We start from the raw sequence: 17,293 nt of genomic DNA on the forward strand, positions 1-17,293 counted from the left end.
CTGCAGCCCCCCAGCCGGCGGGGGGGGGGGGCGGCTCGGGGGTGCCGGCGGGGGGGGGGGGGGGGGGGGGCCCCCGCGCCCCCCCCCCCTCCCGTCCGTCAGTCGGTACTGGACGTCCTAGGCCTGGACGTCACCGCGCCAGCCGGAGTCGGTCGGGGCGTTCTCGACGCGCTCCTTGTAGTTGTGCAGGTCCTTCTTGACGGCGTGGCCGCCGACACCCACGGCCGAGCCGAGCTTCTCGAGGAGGCCGGTCGGCTCCCAGTCGATCTGCGCGGTGACGCGGGTCTCGTTGTCGGAGAGCTTGTGGAAGGTGACCACGCCCGCGTGCTCGACGTCGCCGTCCTTGACGGTCCACGCGACGCGCTCGTCCGGGTGCTGCTCGGTGATGACGGCGCGGAAGTCGCGCTCCTGGCCGGCGACCTTGACGGTCCAGTCGGTCGTCTTGTCGTCGACCTGGACGATCTTCTCGACCTCGTCGAGGAAGGTGGGGAACTCCTCGAACCGGGTCCACTGGTCGTAGGCCTGGCGGACGGGGACGTTGACGTCGACGGTCTCGATGATCTGGGGCATGCTCGCTCCTTCGTTCGTCGTGCTGTTCGGGTTCGAGGTGAACGGTAGGCCGGTGCCGCTGGGCGCGGTCCAGGGCGGCGTCCCCCTGCCCGGTGCCCGGTGGGCATTGCCCGCGGGTCGGGTGCTCGTCGGGCTGGCCTATGCTCGACGGGATGAGTGGCAGCGGGACAGCAGCGTTCGACGAGCGCGACGAGCACGGCATCCGGGTGCGGCCAGCGTTGGCGTCCGACGTGCCGCACATCCAGCGGCTCATCGCCCCGTACGTCGACCGGCGCATCCTCCTCGGCAAGGAGAACGTCGCGCTCTACGGCTCGATCCAGCAGTTCCGGATCGCCGAGGGACCGGACGGCGTGCCGATCGGCTGCGGCGCCCTCGCCGTCTTCTGGGACGACATCGCCGAGGTCCGCACGCTCGCACTCGACGCAGACTGGATCCACAAGCGGGTCGGGCACCGGCTGCTCGAGGCCCTCGAGCACGACGCCCGCGAGCTCGCGGTCGCCCGGATCTTCTGCCTGACGTTCGAGGTCGACTTCTTCGCGAAGCACGGGTACCTGGAGATCGGCGAGCAGGTCGTCGCACCCGACGTGTACGCCGAGCTGGTCCGCTCGTCGGACGAGGGGGTCGCGGAGTTCCTGGACCTCGCCCGGGTCAAGCCGAACACCCTCGGCAACACCCGCATGCTGAAGATCCTCTGACGCTTTCAGGCGTGCTCCGGCGTCGCGCCGCGGGCGGGCGTCCGGTTCGCCCTACCCTGTGCGCATGTCGTCGTTCCGCCGCCCCGTCGGACCCGAGTCGTCCCGTGTCTACTGGCGCCGTCGGGCGCTCGTCCTCGGGGTGCTGCTGCTCATCGTCGTCGTGGTCGTCCTGATCGTCGTCGGCCGGGGGAGCGGGGCGTCGTCGGCCTCGGCTCCGGGGGCGTCTGCCTCCGCAGGGGAGTCGTCCGGAGCGGAGTCCGGTACCGGGGCGGGTTCATCGCAGACTCCGTCGTCCTCGCCGTCTGCGGCACCGTCGTCGAGCGCGGGGGCGCCGTCCGCCTCCGCCGCTCCCGGAGATGCGGCCGCCTGCTCCGACGACCAGATCGAGCTCACCCCGGTGCTCGACAAGACCGCCTACGGGCCCACCGAGGACCCGGAGATCGCGATGTCGATCAAGAACACCGGCTCCGACGCCTGCCACATGGACCTCGGTTCGGCGCAGCAGGTGCTCACCATCAGCTCCGGCGCGGAGCAGTACTGGTCGTCGAAGGACTGCCAGACCGGGGGCACCAACCAGGACGTCACGATCAAGGCGGGCCAGGAGCTCACGACGCCGGCGATCGAGTGGGACCGCACGCGGTCGTCGACGACGACGTGCGACTCGTCGCGGCCGTCGGTCACCGGTGGGGGTGCCAGCTACCACCTGCAGGTCGGGGTGGGGGACCTCAAGTCGAAGGAGTCGGCGCAGTTCATCCTGAACTGACCGAGCGGCCCGTGCCACTCATGCGCCGGTGGTGCGGGTCGGCGACGTCGTCGATCCCCCGGAACTGATCGCCGGACCCGACGTCGTTCCACTCCGCGAGGCTGCCCGGCGTCGTGTCCCGGTGCAACCCGCCGTGGCCGAGCGACCGGGTGCAGGAGAACCGCCACCACACCGAGCTGCAGCGGGCGTCCTGCGTCATGGGAGCAGGGTATCCAGAACGCGCGGGCCGGTCCGCCCCGAGCGCGGTTCGGGGCTAGTGCCGGCGCTCGTCGACGGTCTCGGGGTCGAGGCCGGTGAGGAAGTCGTCGATGAAGGTCTGCAGGTCGAAGGGCTGCGCGCTGTCTTCCGGCCCAGGGTGCGAGGAAGTCATGCGTCAACGGTACGGCACATCGCTAGGTTGTCTAGCAATGTGCGCCGAACGGCCCGCGGCGCGCCCGCTCTACCCCCGGGAACAGCGAACGGGCCCGCCGTCCGAAGACGACGAGCCCGTTCCGAGCAGCTGAGGTCAGCCGATGACCGAGATGTTCTCGGCCTGCGGGCCCTTGCGGCCCTCGGTGATCTCGAACTCCACCTTCTGGTTCTCCTCGAGCGACTTGTAGCCGTTGCCAGCGATCGCGGAGAAGTGCGCGAAGACGTCAGCGCTGCCGTCGTCCGGAGCGATGAAGCCGAAGCCCTTTTCGTTGTTGAACCACTTGACGGTGCCAGTTGCCATGATGGCGTTTCCTTAACTTTCTTGCCAGGCGAACGTTCGCTGCCTGTCTTGCGGGACGGCACTTGCTGCCGCCGATCCGCCGACGAGTGTCGTCGGATCGTTGCGTTCCGCGGGCATGGGCCGGCGGCACGGGTTCGGGGCCAGGCGACCTGAGAGGGTCAGTGACCGATGGCGCTCGAAGGTGCAGAGCACCGGAAGAACGATGGACTCCCGCCGGAGCGGTTGTGACCAACCTACCGCGCCAGCGCCGCAATGGAAGAGTCCTGGGGAGAAATCAGCGGCGGATCCGGCAGATCGGTAGCCTCCGGGGATGGGGACCGTCCTTCCGGGCATCATCGCCTTCGTCGCCGGCATCGCGCTGGCGGTGGCCGCACTGGTGCCGTGGGCCGCCGTGCAGTACCGACGGCACGGCTCCCTCGGGTTCCGTCGGAGCGTGCTGGCGTTCGGCACGCTGGTGTACGCGCTCGCCCTCGTCACCTACACGCTGCTGCCGCTGCCCGAGGACGTCGCAGCGCTCTGCCCCGGCCCGGGCCCGCAGCTCGTCCCGTTCACGTTCGTGCAGGACATCGTCAAGGAGGGCGGCGTCTCCGGCCCCCGGTCGCTCCTGTCGAACCCGGCTGCCGCGCAGGTGCTGTTCAACGTCATCCTCTTCATGCCGCTCGGCGCGATCGTCCGCCACGCGGTCCTGCGGCACCGCTGGTTCGCGGGGCTGCTCGTCGGGACCGCCGTGGGGTTCGGCGTCTCGTTGCTCATCGAGTGCACGCAGCTCACCGGCGACTGGTTCCTGTACCCGTGCTCCTACCGGCTGTTCGACGTGGACGACCTGCTCGCGAACACCAGCGGTGCGCTCCTCGGCACCCTGGCTGCACCGCTCGTCGCGTTGCTGGGCGGTTCGGACCGCCAGACCGACGCGTCGGCGCCGCGTCCCGTCACCCTGCTCCGTCGCGGGTTCGGCATGTTCGCCGACCTGCTGGCGATCGTGTTCACCGGCGGGCTGCTGACCTCTGGTCTCGCGTTGACGCTGGCGCTGCTCGACGTCGACCAGCGCTCGGACACGGCCGTCGCCCTGCTCGTCGTCGCCGCACTCGTCGCGCCCGCCGGCCAGCTCGTCATCGTCCTGGTGACCGGCAGGACCCTGGGCGAGCACGTGGTCCGCCTCCGCCCCGTGCCGCGGCCCGGCGGCGGTGCACGGGTCGTCCGGTGGGCCCTCGGCTCGGGCGGCTGGGCCACGCTCAACGCCGTTTCGTTCCCGTTCGCCGGACTGTTCGCCTTCCTGCTCGTCCTCGCCGCACTCGTCGGTCTCGTCGTCACGCGGGACCGGCGCGGCTTCGCCAACGCCGTCGTCCGGCTCGGCGTCGAGGACGACCGCACCCCCGCCGCCGTCGAGCCTGGTCACCCGACGCAGGAGAATCTGGTGGACTAGGGGCGATGGCAGACAAGGAACAGCGCTTCCGGAGCGAACAGCTCGAGGAGGCCCTCGCTAAGCAGGACGTCGCAGCGGTCGCGTTCGCCCTGCGCAACGACATCGTGATCGTCCCGCGGCTCGTGACCGGGAAGAAGGACATGCAGGTCCGGGTGTTCGGGCGCGAGGGCTCGGACCGGCGCATCCTGCTGCTCTTCTCGTCGGCGGACGCCTACACCGCGATGGTGCCGGACGAGAAGGTCCGGCAGGTCATGGTCTACGACGGGCCCCGGCTCGAGGAGTTCCTCGCTGCGCACCTCGACTCGCTCGAGGGCGTGTTCTTCGACATCGCCGGGCCGCACACGATGCAGGCGGCGCCGGCGGACCTGCTGGCCGCGCTGCGCGCGTAGGTCGCGGCTGCCTGCCGGGCTGCGGGGCTTGCTCCGCTTCCGGGTTCCGGCTTGGAGGCGCTGGTCACCTCCGTCAGGCGACCGCGCGTCCGTCAGAACGCGCGGTCCAGCTCGCGCTCGCGGACGGACTGCGTCAGCGAGAACGCGACGCGCAGCGCTTCGCGCAGGTGCTCCGCCTCTGCGCCGAGCACCGTCGTGAAGCCCAGCCGGGATGCCTCGCTCGCGCGCTGCTTCGCCCCGGTCGCCGGGCGGATCTCGCCCGCGAGGCTGATCTCGCCCACGGCCGCGAGCGTGTGCGGGTACGGGCGGTCACGGGCGGCGCTCGCCAAGGCCAGCGCGATCGCGAGGTCGGCGCCCGGCTCCGTGAGCTTCATGCCGCCGACCGTGGAGACGTAGACGTCGGCGTCGGAGAGCTTCAGCCCCGCCCGACGTTCGAGGACCGCGAGCAGCATCGCCACGCGCGACGCGTCCACCCCGTTCACGACCCGTCGCGGCTGCGGCGCCGAGCTCGGCACGACGAGCGCCTGCACCTCGACCGGCAGCGCGCGCCGACCCTCGAGGGCCACGGTCACGCAGGTCCCGGACACGGGCGTGCCGTTCCGCGACATGAAGAGCCCGCTGGGGTCGGGGACCTCGTGGATGCCGTCGCCGGCCATGTCGAAGCAGCCGACCTCGTCCGTCGGGCCGAACCGGTTCTTCAGCGCCCGGACGAAGCGCAGGGCCGTCTGCCGGTCGCCCTCGAAGTGGCAGACCACGTCGACGAGGTGTTCGAGCAGCCGCGGTCCGGCGATCGTGCCGTCCTTCGTGACGTGTCCGACGATCAGGACGGGGAGGCCCCGCTCCTTCGCCACGCGGATCAGGGTCGAGGCGACCTCACGCACCTGCGACGTGCCGCCCGCGATGCCGTCGATCGTGCTCGACGAGATCGTCTGCACCGAGTCGGCGATCACGAGGTCGGGCTGTACCTGGTCGATCTGGCCGAGGATGACGCCGAGGTCGACCTCGCTCGCCAGGTAGAGCTGGTCGTGCATGGCGTTCGTGCGCTCGGCACGGAGCCGGACCTGGTCGACGGACTCCTCCGCGCTGACGTAGAGGACGCGCTTGCCCGTCGCCGCCGCGCGTGAGGCGACCTCGAGCAGCAGCGTCGACTTGCCGACGCCCGGCTCACCGGAGAGCAGCACGGCGGCCCCGGGGACGATCCCGCCGCCGAGCACGCGGTCGAACTCACCGATGCCGGTGTTCCACCGCTGCACCGCCGTGCCGCGTGCCTCGGTGATGGGGCGGGCCACGCGCGTGCCCGCGACGGCGACCGGAGCGGTGCCGCGGGAGCTGGTGGCAGCGGCGGTCGTGTCCTCGACGGTGCCCCACGCCTGGCACTCGCCGCAGCGGCCGACCCACTTGATGCTGGTCCACCCGCACTCCGTGCAGCGGTAGAGGGACTGGGTGCGCGCCATGGATCGAGGCTATGCCGCTCCGCCGACACCACCGTGCTGTCCGTCCGGCTCCGCGCGGTGTGCGGGCGCGTGCGGTCGGTCGTGTCCGGTGCCGGACTCGTCGGTGTCGGGTGCTGGAGCGCCCTGCGCCTGCAGGTGCTTGTTCGCGTGCGGCTGGTCATGCTCGCGTTCGTCGTTGTCGTCGTCGTCGTCGTTGTGGTCGTGCTCGCGCTCGTGCTCGCCGCTCCGCACGGGCAGCGGGATCGCGCCGGTCATGCGTTGGCGCAGGCGCTCGACCCGACCCGGACGCTCGCCGTGCTCGAGCTCTTCGGCGTGCTCGGTGTCCTGCTCTGCCCGTGCGCTCGCGACGGCGCCGGCCTCGCTGCCGAGGTCCTCGGCCTCGCGAGCGGACAGGTAGTGCCGGATCGCTGCCACCGTGTCGACCCGCGCGTCGACCGCCGGCTCGAAGGCGCTCGCCCAGATCTCGTACCCCCGGTCGTTCGGGTGGAACAGGTCTCCGTAGCTGTTGAAGAAGGTCCGGCGCAGCCCGACGCGCTTCGTGATGACGTGCAGCGGGGCCACCGTCAGCCCGAACTCGCCCGCGACGCGGTGCACGATCTCGTTGGCGACCGCGACCTTGCGCTCCCGGTCCGGCACGAACATGCACGGCAGCTCGGCGACGATCGCGTGCGACGGCACGGCCCCGTAGATCGCGCGGATGTTGCGCTCGAACTTGTCCGGGTGGAAGTCGGCGATGTCGTTCGCCCCGATCGACACCGTGCACACGTCCGGCGTGTAGTTGCGGAGCTTCGGGAGCTGGTCCTGCTTCGCGCCCCACGTCGTCGATCCCGAGACGCTCAGGTTCACCACGCGGACCGACATGCGCGACCGGTGCCGGATGCGCCGTGCCAGGAGCCCGACGTAGCCGCGACCGGGAGCGGTGGCGCCGACCCCCTGTGCCGCGGAGTCGCCGATCGCCAGGTAGGTCAGCTGCCCCTCGTGCTGCAGGCGCTCCCGCCACCAGTCGGCGTGCACGGGCAGCATGTCGACCACGCGCTGTGAGGCCGCTCGTTGCCCGCGGATCCCGGCCCTGGCGCCGAACGCCCCGCCGCCGACGACGGCCAGGCCACCGATGACGGACGTGAGCAGTGCGACGAGGGTGCGGGTTCTCATGCCGGAGACCGTACGCGGGCTGCCTCGTCGGTGACCCTGCTGTGCCTGCTCGGTGAGTGGGGATCTCGACCGGACCGCCTGTGGAGGGGAGGCGACCTGCGGTGGTCGAACGGGCCTCCCGGATCGTGTAGGATCTTTCCCGGTACCGTGTCCGAGCGGCCGAAGGATCATGTCTCGAAAACATGTGTGGGGGCAACTCCACCGTGGGTTCAAATCCCACCGGTACCGCCACAGAAGACCCCCGTTCACGCGGGGGTCTTCTTCTTTCGAGGCGCGTCCTTGGTGCATCCCTGGTGCACTCTCGTGAGCGTACAACTCCGCACCGTGGCTGCCTCTTCCTCGGCAGCGTGGTCAGCCAGAGAGCGTCTGACCCGATGTCACTCGACGGTGGATGCGTGCGGTGCTGATCGCGGACGTCGCCGGACTCCTCGTCGTCTTCGGGGCGCAGGGTCTTCGCTCGACGGGTGAGCGCATGCTCCCGAACGTGCTGCTGTTCAGCAGCATGATCGTGGTCATCGCCGTCGAGGCGGTGCTCATCGTCCGTCAGCAGTCTGCGATGAAGCGGCTCCGCAAGCAGGTGAGCGCGGTTCTCGCGCGCCAGTCGACCGAGACGCGGGACGTCATCACGGAGAACGACCTGCTGCCGATGTGGCGCTTCGTCGCCTGGACCGCGCGGTGTCGGCTGCGATGGTACGACGGGACGACGCCGTCCGCCGGGTCGCCGCGGACCTGAGACACCATTGCGTGCATCGTCGCGCTGACGAGCCTCTCGCTGTCATCGCAAGCCGCGTTCGCGGCCGGGAACCCACCGTTCACCGTCACGAACAACTCCGGCTTGAGCGACGCCACCGAAGTCTCCGTGACGGCACGGGATCGAGCATCGAACAAGCAGGGCTGCGTCGGCCAGGCGGGCACCTGGCATGCGTTCGACCTCCCGACCTCGGTTCCGGACGGGACGCCACATCCCGCTGCACCTGACAGGTCGATCCCGGGACCGCGAAGCGGCGGGACGAGCACGATCCAGCTCCGTCAGGGGCTCGTCGCGGGTCGGACCTCCATGTCGTTCCATTCGAGGCGAGGGTCTGCCGCACCTCGCGGCGCCCGAGGCTCCGTGGCGGCTCCTCGACGCCTTCACCGCTCGCGACTGGCGGACGGGAGGCGCGGTGCCGGCCCGCCCCGCGCCTCCCGTCCGCACGCGGTCACAGCGACCCACCTACAGACGTCTGTGTATACAGGCAACAAGAGAGTGCAAGCAACGCGGGCGTCGGATCGACGGCAGAACCCCGTAGAACGGGGCTGTGGCGGGGTACTCCGCTGTTCTGTAACCACCCGGAAACACGTGTTGATCCGCGTGAAACAGTTGTCTGTATACCGTTACGTCATGTCGAACGACTTCCGCCTTGTGGGTGTGCTCCACCTCCCGCCGCTCCCCGGCGCCGTGAACTACACGGGGACCCCGGTCGCCCTGATCGCCGACCGGGCAGCCGCCGATGCCGTCGCGCTCCGCGACGCCGGGTTCACCCACGTCATGGTGCAGGACGCCAGCGACATGCCCCAGGCGGTCACCGTCGCCGCACCCACGGTCGCCGCGCTCGCCGTCGTCGGTGCCGCGGTCACCCGCGCCGTCGACCTGCCCGTCGGGGTGGTGGTCGGGCACAACGACGGCCCGAGCGCCGTGGCGATCGCCCACGCGATCGGAGCCACCTTCGTCCGGGTCAAGGTCCTGACCGGTGTCTCCGTCGGCCCGACGGGCTGGATCCAGGGCTGCGCACACGAGGTCGCGGCGATGCAACGCCTGCTCGGCAGCGACATCGAGGTCTGGGCCGACGTGCACGAGGCGACGAGCCTCGCCCTGGCCTCGACGCCGGCGTGGGCGGCTGCCGAGGCGCGTGCGTTCGGTCGGGCCGACGTCCTCGTGGTGACGCGCGACAGCGGTGTCCCCGACGCGCTCGCCTCGATCGCCGACCTCCGCGGATCACTGCCCGACGTCCCGTTCGTCGTCGGCGGGCGGGTGTCGCTCGCGACCATCGACGAGACCGTCGCCGCTGCCGACGGCGCGATCCTCGGCAGCGCGATCAAGGTGTCCTCCGCCCCCGACGCCCGCGTCGACCCGGCGGTCGCCGCCCGCTTCGGCCAGGCGCTGTCACCGGCACTCGCGAAGCCGTAGAGCCATCCCGCCGACCCGCCGGACCCGCCGACCCGCCGGACCCGCTGTCCCGTCGGCCCCACCGCTCCCCACACCCGCACCACCGCCTCCGGAGTCCTCATGACGCTCACCGCCGCCAGCACACCACCGAGCCCCTTCATCGGGCCGGGCAGCCCCCTCGACGCCCGCCAGCAGTCCGTCGTCGAACGGGTGTCGGCCGCCGAGCACGCGTCGATCGTCGCGCTGCCGACCGACCACCCCCTCGACCCGAAGCGTCGGGCCCGCGACGAGGCAACCCTGCCGGAGCTCGTCGCTCAGCCCGAGCGGATCCGCGAGACCCTCGCCGCCAACGACGTCGCCCTCGAGGAACTCGCCGACCTGCTCGCAGCGACCGGCCCCGACCGTGTCTTCATCACCGGCGCGGGTGACTCACTCGCCGTCGCGATCGCGGCGCGGCAGGCCTTCGAGCAGATGACGGGTGTGCCGTGCGAGCCGGTGCAGAGCCTCGACCTCGCCTACTACCTCGCTCCGATCGTCACCGACCGGAGCGTCGTGATCGCCCTGTCGAGCTCCGGCGAGACCACCCGGACGGTCGAGGCGGCCCTGGTCGCACAGCACGTCGGCGCGCTCACCGTGGCGATCACGAACACGGCGGGCTCGACGCTCGACCAGGAGAGCGAGCGGACCCTGCTCCTCCGCGCGACGCGGGTCGGCTGGCCGACGCAGTCGTCGACGACCGCGCTGGCGCTCCTCCTCGACCTCGCCACCCGGGTCGGGGTGCGCCTGGGGCGTCCGGGCGCGGATGCCCTGCGTGCAGCGCTCGCGACCGTGCCGGACCGCATGGCGCAGGTCATCGACGGCGTCACCCCGCAGCTCACCGCGATCGCCGAGCGCGAGCACGCGAGCCGCGCGTACCTGTTCTCGGGCGCCGGTCCGAGTTGGGGCAGCGCGATCATCGGTGCCGCGAAGGTGAAGGAGTGCACGCCCGACCGCGCCGAGGCGATCCAGGTCGAGGAGTTCCACCACTACAACTCGCTCAAGGCCGACGAGCCGATCTGGATCGTCGCGCCCGAGGGGCCGTCGGTGCCCCGCGCCGTGCACACCGCGAGCGAGGCGAAGCGCTTCGGCGGGCGCGTGTACGTCGTGACCACCGCCGGCGTGGACGCGTTCGACGCCGTCGCCGACGCGGTCGTGGTGCTGCCGGCGGTCCCCGAGCCGATCAGCCCGCTGCTCACGGTGCTCCCGGTGCAGCTCACGGGGTACCTCGTCGCGATGGCGCAGTTCGCAGCAGCGGAAGTGGCGGAAGCAGCAGGAGCAGAGGCGGGCCACCGTGACTGACGCGTCGCTGCTCTGCGTCGGCAACCTGACCGTCGACGACCTCGTCGTCGACGGCGCGACGACCACCGCCCTCGGCGGTGACGCCCTGTTCGCCGCCCTCGCGGGCCGCCGCGTGCTGGACGACGTCCGCATGCTGGCGCCGGTGGGGACCGACGTGCCGGCCACGCTCCTCCAGGCCGTCGCCGGAGCCGGTGTGACGATCGAGGCGACCCGCCCGCGGTCCGAGCCCACCGTCCGGAACCGCGTGACCTACGCGGCGGACGGCACCAGGGTGTGGGACCTGCTGTCCGGTGAGGACGCCTTCGACCTGATGAGCGTGTACCCGGAGGACGTCGCTCCCGCGGCACTCGACGTCGACGGCGTCCTCGTCTCGGCCATGAGCCTGCGGTCGCAACTGACCCTCGGTCCGTGGCTGTGGGACCGGGTGACGCGGGCGGAGCGTGCGACCACCGTCTACCTCGACCTGCAGGAGGACTATGTGGTCGGCAACGAACGGGCGCTCCTCGCCCTGGTCGCGACGTGCGACGTGTTCCTGCCGAGCGAGGTCGAGGCGGTCACCCTCGCCGGCACGACGGACCCGGCGCTCGCCGCCGAGCGCTTCCGCGACGCCGGTGCCGACGTCGTCGTCGTCAAGACCGCCGAGCGCGGCTGCGTCGTCGCGACCGCCGACGGCGTCGAGACCGTGCCCACGGAGGCCGTCGTCCCGGTGGACTCCACCGGTGCCGGCGACGCGTTCTGCGGCGCCTTCGCCGCCGCGCACGTGGCCGGTGCCGACCCCGTCGAGGCGGCACGCGTCGGCGCAGCGGCCGCACGGGTCGCCATCGGCGGACACGGGGTCGCGGCGCTCCTGGCCGAGCGCGGCATCACGATGCCGCTCGTCGGTGCGGGGGAGGCACGGTGAGCCACGTCCGCGTCCTCAACCCGAACACGAGCGCCCTGATGACCGACGCGGTGCTCGCCGCCGCGCGTGCGGTCGCGCGCCCCGACACCACGGTCAGCGCGACCCACTCCGACGGTGCGCCGGCGACCGTCGAGACCAACGCCGACGAGGTCCTCGGGGCCGCCGGTGTCCTCGCCCAGGTCGAGCGCGGCGAGCGGGACGGCGTGGACGGCTACGTCGTCGCCTGCTTCGGCGACACCGGCCTGGCCGCCGCCAGGGAGCGTGCGGCCGGCCCGGTCGTGGGGATGACGGAGGCGGCGCTCCAGACCGCCGCCCTCCTCGCCCACCGCTTCACGGTGGTCACCATGCCGCCGCGCACCCGCGCGATGACCGACCGGGTCGTCGCCTCGCTCGGCCTCGCCCACCGCTGCACGGTCCGCGCGGTCGACGTGTCGGTCGCCGAGATCGAGGCGGGCGCCGGTCCGGCGTTCGACGCGTTCGTCCTGGAGGCCCGTGCCGCCCTGGCAGCGGACGCTGCGGAAGCGGTCGTGCTCGGGTGCGCCGGGTTGACCGAGCTCGTCGACGCCCTCACCGATGCGCTCGGGGTCCCGGTGGTCGACGGCGTCGCCGCCGCGACCACCGCGGTGGAGGGGCTCCTCGCGCAGGGGCTCTCGACGTCACGGGCGAGCACCTGGGCGCACGCCCCGGAGGTGTCCTCGTGAGCGTCCTGCTGACCGACGTCCTCGTGTGGGACCCGACCCGTGCCTCCGGCATGACCGGACCCACCGACGTGCTCGTCGTGGACGACACGATCACGGCGATCGGCGAGACCGCCCGGGCCAGCGCACCGGTCGGTGCGCGGACGATCGACGGCGGCGGGCACCACGTGGTGGTCCCGGGACTCGTCAACGCGCACTTCCACTCGCCGGCGAACCACCTGAAGGGCGCGTTCCGCAGCCGACCGCTCGAGGCCTTCATGCTCTACGAGTCGCCCGCCGACCCCGCGCTCCGGCCGACTCCGCGGGAGGCCTACCTGCGGACGATGCTCGGCGCGCTCGAGATGCTGCGGACCGGTACCACGAGCGTGCAGGACGACGCGTTCCTCATGCCCACGCCGGAGCCCGAGGTGATCGACGCGGTCATGCAGGCGTACGCCGACAGCGGCATCCGGGCCACCGTCGCCCTCGACCAGCCCGAGCTGCCGGACACCGACAAGCTGCCGTTCCTCGGCGGACTCGACGGGCTCGCACCCGCGGTCGCCTCGGCGCTGCGGGCACCGGCACCGGCGGCGGCGTCGGAACTCCTCGACGCGTACGACCACCTCGTCGGGACCTGGCACGGTGCTGCCGGCGGCCGACTCTCGGCGGCGGTGTCGATCTCGGCGCCGCAGCGGGTGAGCCCGGAGTACTGGGGAGCGCTCGACGACCTCAGCCGCACCCACGACCTGCCGGTGTTCGCGCACGTGCTCGAGACCCGGACCCAGCGCGCGCTGTCGGTGCCCGGCACGGGGCAGGACCGCTTCGCCGGCCGGAGCCTCGTGCGGTACGCCGACGACCTCGGGCTGCTCAACGACCGGGTCAACGTCATCCACGCCGTGTGGGTCGACGACGACGACCTCGACCGGATCGCCGCCGCCGGAGCGGTGGTCGCCCACAACCCCGTCAGCAACCTGCGGCTCGGCAGCGGCGTGATGCCCTTCCGCGCGATGCGGGACCGCGGCATCCCGGTGGCGCTCGGCGTCGACGAGGCGATCTGCGACGACACCGTGAACACCTGGGGCGTCGTGAAGCAGGCCGGCCTCGTGCACAACGTCGCCGGGCTCGACCCCGAGGACTGGCCGACCCCGGCCGAGGTCCTCGACGCGCTCTGGGAGGGCGGGGCCGCAGCGATGCGCCGGACCGGCCGGATCGGCCGGGTCGCGGTCGGTGCGCAGGCTGACCTGGCGGTGCTCGACCTGTACGCGCCGGCCTTCACACCCTTCAACGACCTGCGCGGGCAGCTCGTCTACTGCGAGTCCGGGGGCAGCGTCCGCGCGACGATCGTCGCCGGTGCCGTGGTCGCCGAGGACGGCCGGGTGGTCTCGGTCGACGAAGCAGCACTCCTCGCCGAGGCCCGCGAGCTCCACGCCGCGCGACGCCCGGCACTCGAACGGACGTGGGCCGAGGCCGACGCGCTCCTGCCGGCGGTCGACGCCGTCGTGCGACGCGCTGCCCGGACCGACGTCGGGATGAACAGGTGGATCGGATGACGAACGACGACACGCTGCCCACGACGGCAGCCCCCGGCCACGGACTGTGGCCGTACCAGCCGATCACGGTTGCGCAAGGACCCGCGTGGCCGGACGGGCGCCGCCTGGCGGTCTACGTCGCGGTCGGGCTCGAGGAGTACCGGTTCGGCGTCGGCCGGACCGAGGACGTCGTGCCGGACGTCGCCGCCCCGGACCTCGTGAACACGTCGTGGCGGGACTACGGCAACCGGGTCGGCGCGTTCCGGCTGCTCGAGCGCCTCGACCGTGCCGGAATCCCGCCGACGGTGCTGCTGAACACCGCCGTGTACGACACCGCCCCGGACCTCGTCGCGGCCGCCCGCAGGCTCGGCGCCGAGTTCGTCGGGCACGGCATCTCCAACTCGGACTCGCTGACCGGCATGTCCTCGGCCCGCGAGGCCGCGTACCTGGCGGCGGTCGCGGCGCGGATCGAGGCGGAGGAGGGCACGGCACCCGGCGGGTGGTCCAGCCCGTGGCTCAGCCAGACCACCTCGACGCTCGACAACCTCGTCGCAGCGGGGTACCGCTACCTGCTCGACCTGCGCATCGACGACCGGCCCGTGACGATCCCGACCTCGGCCGGCTCGATCACCGCGATGCCGTACGCGCTCGAGGTCAACGACAGCACGACCATCATCGGCCGGGGCGCCTCGGCGAACGAGTTCGCCGACATGATCGTCGACGAGTTCGACGAGCTGCTCGAACGGTCCGAGGACCAGCCGCTCGTCATGAGCGTCGTGGTGCACTCGTTCATCTCCGGCGCTCCCTTCCGGCTCCGCGCGCTCGACCGCGCCCTGCAGCACATGACCGGGCAGCGCGACCGCGTCTGGTTCACCCAGCCGCGGGCGATCGCCGCGCACCTCGTCGGCGGAGGTGCGGCGTGACCGCCCCGGCACCCGTCGCCGTCGTCCGCGACCTGCACGTCTCGCTCGAGCGCGACGGGGTCCGCTCCGAGGTGCTGCGCGGCGTCGACCTCGTCGTCGCACCGGGCGAGATCGTCGGTCTGGTCGGTGAGTCGGGGTCCGGCAAGAGCATGCTCGCGATGAGCCTGCTCGGCCTGCTCCCCGACGCCGCCCGCCCGGTGGTGACGGGCGCGGTCACGGTGGCCGGCACGGACATGGCGCACGGCGCCGAGGCCGACCGCCGTGCCACCCGACGCGCCGCGCTCGGGGCCGTGTTCCAGGACCCGATGACGTCGCTGAACCCGACCATGCGCGTCGGCCGGCAGATCACCGAGGCCGGGCAGGACCGTGCGGGAGCGATCGCCCTGCTCGACTCGATGGGCGTGCCGGACCCCGCGATGCGCTTCAGCGTCTACCCGCACGAGCTCTCCGGAGGCCTGCGGCAGCGGGTCATGGCGGCGATCGCGATGGCGGGCAAGCCGGCGCTCGTCGTCGCTGACGAACCGACCACCGCGCTCGACGTCACCGTGCAGGCGCAGCTGCTCGACCTGCTCCGGGAACTCCGCGACGAGCACGGTTGCAGCGTCGTCCTCATCACCCACGACCTCGGCGTCGCGTCCCAGATCGCGGACCGCATCGCCGTGATGTACGCCGGCCGGCTCGCCGAGGTCGGACCCGCCGGCGAGGTCCTCACCGCGCCCGCGCACCCGTACACCACGGGGCTCATGCAGTCGCGACTCTCCCTGCGGCTCGACCGCTCCGGCCGTCTGCCCACGCTCCCGGCGGACACCCTCGAACCCGCCGAGCGCTCCGTCGGGTGTCCCTACCGCGCGCGGTGCCCGCTCGTCCACGACCGCTGCGCGACCGAGCTGCCCACGCTCGCCGACTCCCGCCCGGCGGACGACCACGCCGCCGCCTGCTTCGCCCCGGTCGACGCCGTGCGGGACCTGCGCCCCGCTCCTCCGGCCGCCGTGGAACCGTCGTCGCCCGTGTCCGCTGACCGCCCCACCGAGCCGGCGGTGACGGTCTCCGGTCTGGTCTGCACGTTCACGACCGGACACGGTCGTCGCCGCAGGACGGTGCAGGCCGTCCGCGGTGTCGACCTCGTCGTCGGCGTCGGGGAGTCGCTCGCGATCGTCGGGGAGAGCGGATCGGGCAAGTCCACCGTCCTCCGTGCCGTCGCCGGACTCGTGCGGCCCACCGCCGGGACCGTCACGGTGGCCGAGGGCGGTGCCCAGATGGTGTTCCAGGACGCCGGTTCGTCGCTCACCCCGTGGATGACCGTCGGCGAGACCCTGCGGGAACGGCTCGCCCCCGCACGGCTGGGCCGCACCGAGGCCGACCGTCGCACCGCGTCGGCGCTCGACGGCGTCGGCCTGCCGGCGTCGGTCGCTCGGCTCCGTCCTGCGGACCTGTCCGGCGGCCAGCGGCAACGGGTCGCCCTGGCCCGCGCCACCATCGTCCGACCGGCGGTGCTGCTCTGCGACGAACCGACGAGCGCCCTCGACGCATCGCTCGCCGCGATGACCCTCAACCTCATCCGCGACATGCGACGGGAGCTCGACATGACCGTGTTGTTCGTCACCCACGACCTGGCCGTCGCACGCCTGATGGGCGACCGGATCGCGGTCGTGCAGGGCGGCCGGGTCGTCGAGATCGGGGCCGCGGACGCCGTCGTCGCCGACCCCCGCGAGGACTACACCCGCACACTCGTGGCGTCGGTGCCCGAGATCGCGGTGGCACGGTGAGCGCCGTCGCCGTGACCCGGCGCTTCTCCCCGGTCACGCTGACGAGCGGTGTGCACGCCGGACGTGCGACCGCATGGGTGCTGGTCGGGCTGCTCGGCCTGCTCACCGTGGTCGCCCTCGCCGCGCACCTGCTCGCCCCGGAAGACCCGATCCAGCCGGTCGGCGGGGTCCAGCTGCCGATCGGCTCCCCGGACCACCTGCTCGGCACCGACTCGATCGGCCGCGATGTCCTCTCCCGCACGCTGTACGGGCTGCAGACCTCGTGGTTCTCGGCGCTCGCCGTGGTGGCCGTCGGGCTCGTGGTCGGCGGTGTCGTCGGCGTGACTGCCGGCGTCGCGGGCGGCTGGGTCGACACCCTGCTGATGCGCGTCACCGACCTGTTCCTCGCACTGCCGTCGACCCTGGTCGCCATCGCGATCGTCGCAGCGCTCGGCCCGGGGCTGACGAACACCCTGGTCGGCATCTCGATCGTCTGGTGGCCCTACTACGCCCGGATCATCCGGTCCGAGATCCGCACGATCGCGGCACGGCCACACGTCGAGGCCGCCCGGGTCGCCGGTATCGGCCGCGGACGCCTGGTGTTCCGGCACGTGCTGCCGGGAGCGGTCCCGACGGCGATCGTCACCGCGAGCCTCGACATCGGCAACGTGGTGCTGCTGCTCGCCGGGCTGTCCTTCCTCGGCCTCGGTCAGCCGTCACCGGCGCCCGAGCTCGGGGCCGACACCGCGGCGAACACGCAGCTGCTGCTCAGCGCCTGGTGGGTGCCCGTCGTGCCGGGCGTCGCCGTCCTCGTCCTGAGCCTCGTCGCGAACCTCGCCGGCGACGGCATCCGAACCCTCGTCACCAGGAGGTGAG

At 72.4% G+C, this 17,293-nt stretch carries 18 protein-coding genes and 1 tRNA gene; 14 read left to right on the forward strand and 5 right to left on the reverse strand.

Going from position 1 to position 17,293, the window contains the following annotated elements; genetic code table 11:
• Positions 1-117: 117 nt before the first annotated feature.
• Positions 118-570, reverse strand: coding sequence for an SRPBCC family protein (locus AB0N84_RS15050; RefSeq protein ID WP_069711842.1), 453 nt, complete (start codon positions 568-570; stop codon positions 118-120).
• Between the two features lie 152 nt (positions 571-722).
• On the opposite strand from AB0N84_RS15050, the gene AB0N84_RS15055 reads away from it, so the two are divergent.
• Positions 723-1,265: an amino-acid N-acetyltransferase gene (locus AB0N84_RS15055; RefSeq protein ID WP_363547775.1), complete on the forward strand. Its 543-nt coding sequence runs from the start codon at positions 723-725 to the stop codon at positions 1,263-1,265.
• Between the two features lie 64 nt (positions 1,266-1,329).
• Positions 1,330-2,028, forward strand: coding sequence for a hypothetical protein (locus AB0N84_RS15060; RefSeq protein ID WP_363547778.1), 699 nt, complete (start codon positions 1,330-1,332; stop codon positions 2,026-2,028).
• On the opposite strand, the gene AB0N84_RS15065 is transcribed toward AB0N84_RS15060, so the two are convergent.
• Both AB0N84_RS15065 and AB0N84_RS15070 read right to left on the reverse strand, forming a co-directional pair.
• Positions 2,015-2,227 (reverse strand): hypothetical protein, encoded by a 213-nt coding sequence (locus AB0N84_RS15065; protein ID WP_182046930.1) that lies wholly within the window; start codon positions 2,225-2,227, stop codon positions 2,015-2,017. The two genes, AB0N84_RS15060 and AB0N84_RS15065, sit on opposite strands and share 14 nt — an antisense overlap.
• Positions 2,228-2,533: 306 nt before the next feature.
• The gene (locus AB0N84_RS15070) at positions 2,534-2,740 is read right to left on the reverse strand and encodes a cold-shock protein (RefSeq protein WP_022904520.1); all 207 of its coding nucleotides are present in this window, start codon (positions 2,738-2,740) and stop codon (positions 2,534-2,536) included.
• Positions 2,741-3,050: 310 nt separating this feature from the next.
• On the opposite strand from AB0N84_RS15070, the gene AB0N84_RS15075 reads away from it, so the two are divergent.
• A complete protein-coding gene (locus tag AB0N84_RS15075; protein ID WP_363547782.1) occupies positions 3,051-4,163 on the forward strand; it encodes a VanZ family protein in 1,113 nt (370 codons plus the stop codon).
• Between the two features lie 5 nt (positions 4,164-4,168).
• Positions 4,169-4,552 (forward strand): SseB family protein, encoded by a 384-nt coding sequence (locus AB0N84_RS15080; RefSeq protein WP_069711843.1) that lies wholly within the window; start codon positions 4,169-4,171, stop codon positions 4,550-4,552.
• A 92-nt stretch (positions 4,553-4,644) separates the two neighbouring features.
• On the opposite strand, the gene radA is transcribed toward AB0N84_RS15080, so the two are convergent.
• Both radA and AB0N84_RS15090 read right to left on the reverse strand, forming a co-directional pair.
• The gene (radA, locus tag AB0N84_RS15085) at positions 4,645-6,006 is read right to left on the reverse strand and encodes a DNA repair protein RadA (RefSeq protein WP_363547786.1); all 1,362 of its coding nucleotides are present in this window, start codon (positions 6,004-6,006) and stop codon (positions 4,645-4,647) included.
• A 9-nt stretch (positions 6,007-6,015) separates the two neighbouring features.
• Complete coding sequence (locus tag AB0N84_RS15090; protein WP_363547789.1) at positions 6,016-7,158, reverse strand: SGNH/GDSL hydrolase family protein; 1,143 nt, start codon at positions 7,156-7,158, stop codon at positions 6,016-6,018.
• Positions 7,159-7,299: 141 nt separating this feature from the next.
• On the opposite strand from AB0N84_RS15090, the gene AB0N84_RS15095 reads away from it, so the two are divergent.
• The 10 genes from AB0N84_RS15095 (at position 7,300) to AB0N84_RS15140 (ending at position 17,292) form a co-directional block, all read left to right on the forward strand.
• Positions 7,300-7,389 (forward strand) — tRNA-Ser (locus AB0N84_RS15095).
• 169 nt (positions 7,390-7,558) lie between these two features.
• Entirely contained in the window at positions 7,559-7,891 is a 333-nt protein-coding gene (locus tag AB0N84_RS15100) for a hypothetical protein (RefSeq protein ID WP_363547792.1), read from the forward strand.
• Positions 7,892-8,539: 648 nt separating this feature from the next.
• A complete protein-coding gene (locus AB0N84_RS15105; protein ID WP_363547795.1) occupies positions 8,540-9,325 on the forward strand; it encodes a BtpA/SgcQ family protein in 786 nt (261 codons plus the stop codon).
• Positions 9,326-9,424: 99 nt separating this feature from the next.
• Positions 9,425-10,642 carry an SIS domain-containing protein gene (locus tag AB0N84_RS15110; protein WP_363547798.1) on the forward strand — a complete coding sequence of 406 codons (1,218 nt, stop codon included), beginning with the start codon at positions 9,425-9,427 and terminating at the stop codon, positions 10,640-10,642.
• Positions 10,635-11,543 (forward strand): carbohydrate kinase family protein, encoded by a 909-nt coding sequence (locus AB0N84_RS15115; RefSeq protein WP_363547801.1) that lies wholly within the window; start codon positions 10,635-10,637, stop codon positions 11,541-11,543. The genes AB0N84_RS15110 and AB0N84_RS15115 overlap by 8 nt, the downstream gene beginning before the upstream one ends.
• Positions 11,540-12,244, forward strand: a complete 705-nt coding sequence (locus tag AB0N84_RS15120) for an aspartate/glutamate racemase family protein (RefSeq protein WP_363547804.1) — start codon at positions 11,540-11,542, stop codon at positions 12,242-12,244. Before AB0N84_RS15115 ends, AB0N84_RS15120 begins: the two co-directional genes overlap by 4 nt.
• A complete protein-coding gene (locus AB0N84_RS15125; RefSeq protein ID WP_363547807.1) occupies positions 12,241-13,770 on the forward strand; it encodes an amidohydrolase family protein in 1,530 nt (509 codons plus the stop codon). Before AB0N84_RS15120 ends, AB0N84_RS15125 begins: the two co-directional genes overlap by 4 nt.
• The gene (locus tag AB0N84_RS15130) at positions 13,767-14,672 is read left to right on the forward strand and encodes a polysaccharide deacetylase family protein (protein WP_363547810.1); all 906 of its coding nucleotides are present in this window, start codon (positions 13,767-13,769) and stop codon (positions 14,670-14,672) included. Before AB0N84_RS15125 ends, AB0N84_RS15130 begins: the two co-directional genes overlap by 4 nt.
• A complete protein-coding gene (locus AB0N84_RS15135) occupies positions 14,669-16,438 on the forward strand; it encodes an ABC transporter ATP-binding protein (protein ID WP_363547813.1) in 1,770 nt (589 codons plus the stop codon). The genes AB0N84_RS15130 and AB0N84_RS15135 overlap by 4 nt, the downstream gene beginning before the upstream one ends.
• Positions 16,435-17,292 (forward strand): ABC transporter permease, encoded by an 858-nt coding sequence (locus AB0N84_RS15140; protein ID WP_363547816.1) that lies wholly within the window; start codon positions 16,435-16,437, stop codon positions 17,290-17,292. Before AB0N84_RS15135 ends, AB0N84_RS15140 begins: the two co-directional genes overlap by 4 nt.
• Position 17,293: the final 1 nt, after the last annotated feature.

The organism is Curtobacterium sp. NPDC089185 (assembly GCF_040685235.1).
In the GTDB taxonomy this organism is placed as follows: domain Bacteria; phylum Actinomycetota; class Actinomycetes; order Actinomycetales; family Microbacteriaceae; genus Curtobacterium; species Curtobacterium citri.

Excerpts from the sequence above, each read along its gene's own strand:
- AB0N84_RS15050 (WP_069711842.1), bottom strand. The coding sequence starts at position 570 with ATGCCCCAGATCATCGAGACCGTCGACGTCAACGTCCCCGTCCGCCAG.
- AB0N84_RS15055 (WP_363547775.1), top strand. The coding sequence starts at position 723 with ATGAGTGGCAGCGGGACAGCAGCGTTCGACGAGCGCGACGAGCACGGC.
- AB0N84_RS15060 (WP_363547778.1), top strand. The coding sequence starts at position 1,330 with ATGTCGTCGTTCCGCCGCCCCGTCGGACCCGAGTCGTCCCGTGTCTAC.
- AB0N84_RS15065 (WP_182046930.1), bottom strand. The coding sequence starts at position 2,227 with ATGACGCAGGACGCCCGCTGCAGCTCGGTGTGGTGGCGGTTCTCCTGC.
- AB0N84_RS15070 (WP_022904520.1), bottom strand. The coding sequence starts at position 2,740 with ATGGCAACTGGCACCGTCAAGTGGTTCAACAACGAAAAGGGCTTCGGC.
- AB0N84_RS15075 (WP_363547782.1), top strand. The coding sequence starts at position 3,051 with ATGGGGACCGTCCTTCCGGGCATCATCGCCTTCGTCGCCGGCATCGCG.
- AB0N84_RS15080 (WP_069711843.1), top strand. The coding sequence starts at position 4,169 with ATGGCAGACAAGGAACAGCGCTTCCGGAGCGAACAGCTCGAGGAGGCC.
- radA (WP_363547786.1), bottom strand. The coding sequence starts at position 6,006 with ATGGCGCGCACCCAGTCCCTCTACCGCTGCACGGAGTGCGGGTGGACC.
- AB0N84_RS15090 (WP_363547789.1), bottom strand. The coding sequence starts at position 7,158 with ATGAGAACCCGCACCCTCGTCGCACTGCTCACGTCCGTCATCGGTGGC.
- AB0N84_RS15105 (WP_363547795.1), top strand. The coding sequence starts at position 8,540 with ATGTCGAACGACTTCCGCCTTGTGGGTGTGCTCCACCTCCCGCCGCTC.
- AB0N84_RS15110 (WP_363547798.1), top strand. The coding sequence starts at position 9,425 with ATGACGCTCACCGCCGCCAGCACACCACCGAGCCCCTTCATCGGGCCG.
- AB0N84_RS15130 (WP_363547810.1), top strand. The coding sequence starts at position 13,767 with ATGACGAACGACGACACGCTGCCCACGACGGCAGCCCCCGGCCACGGA.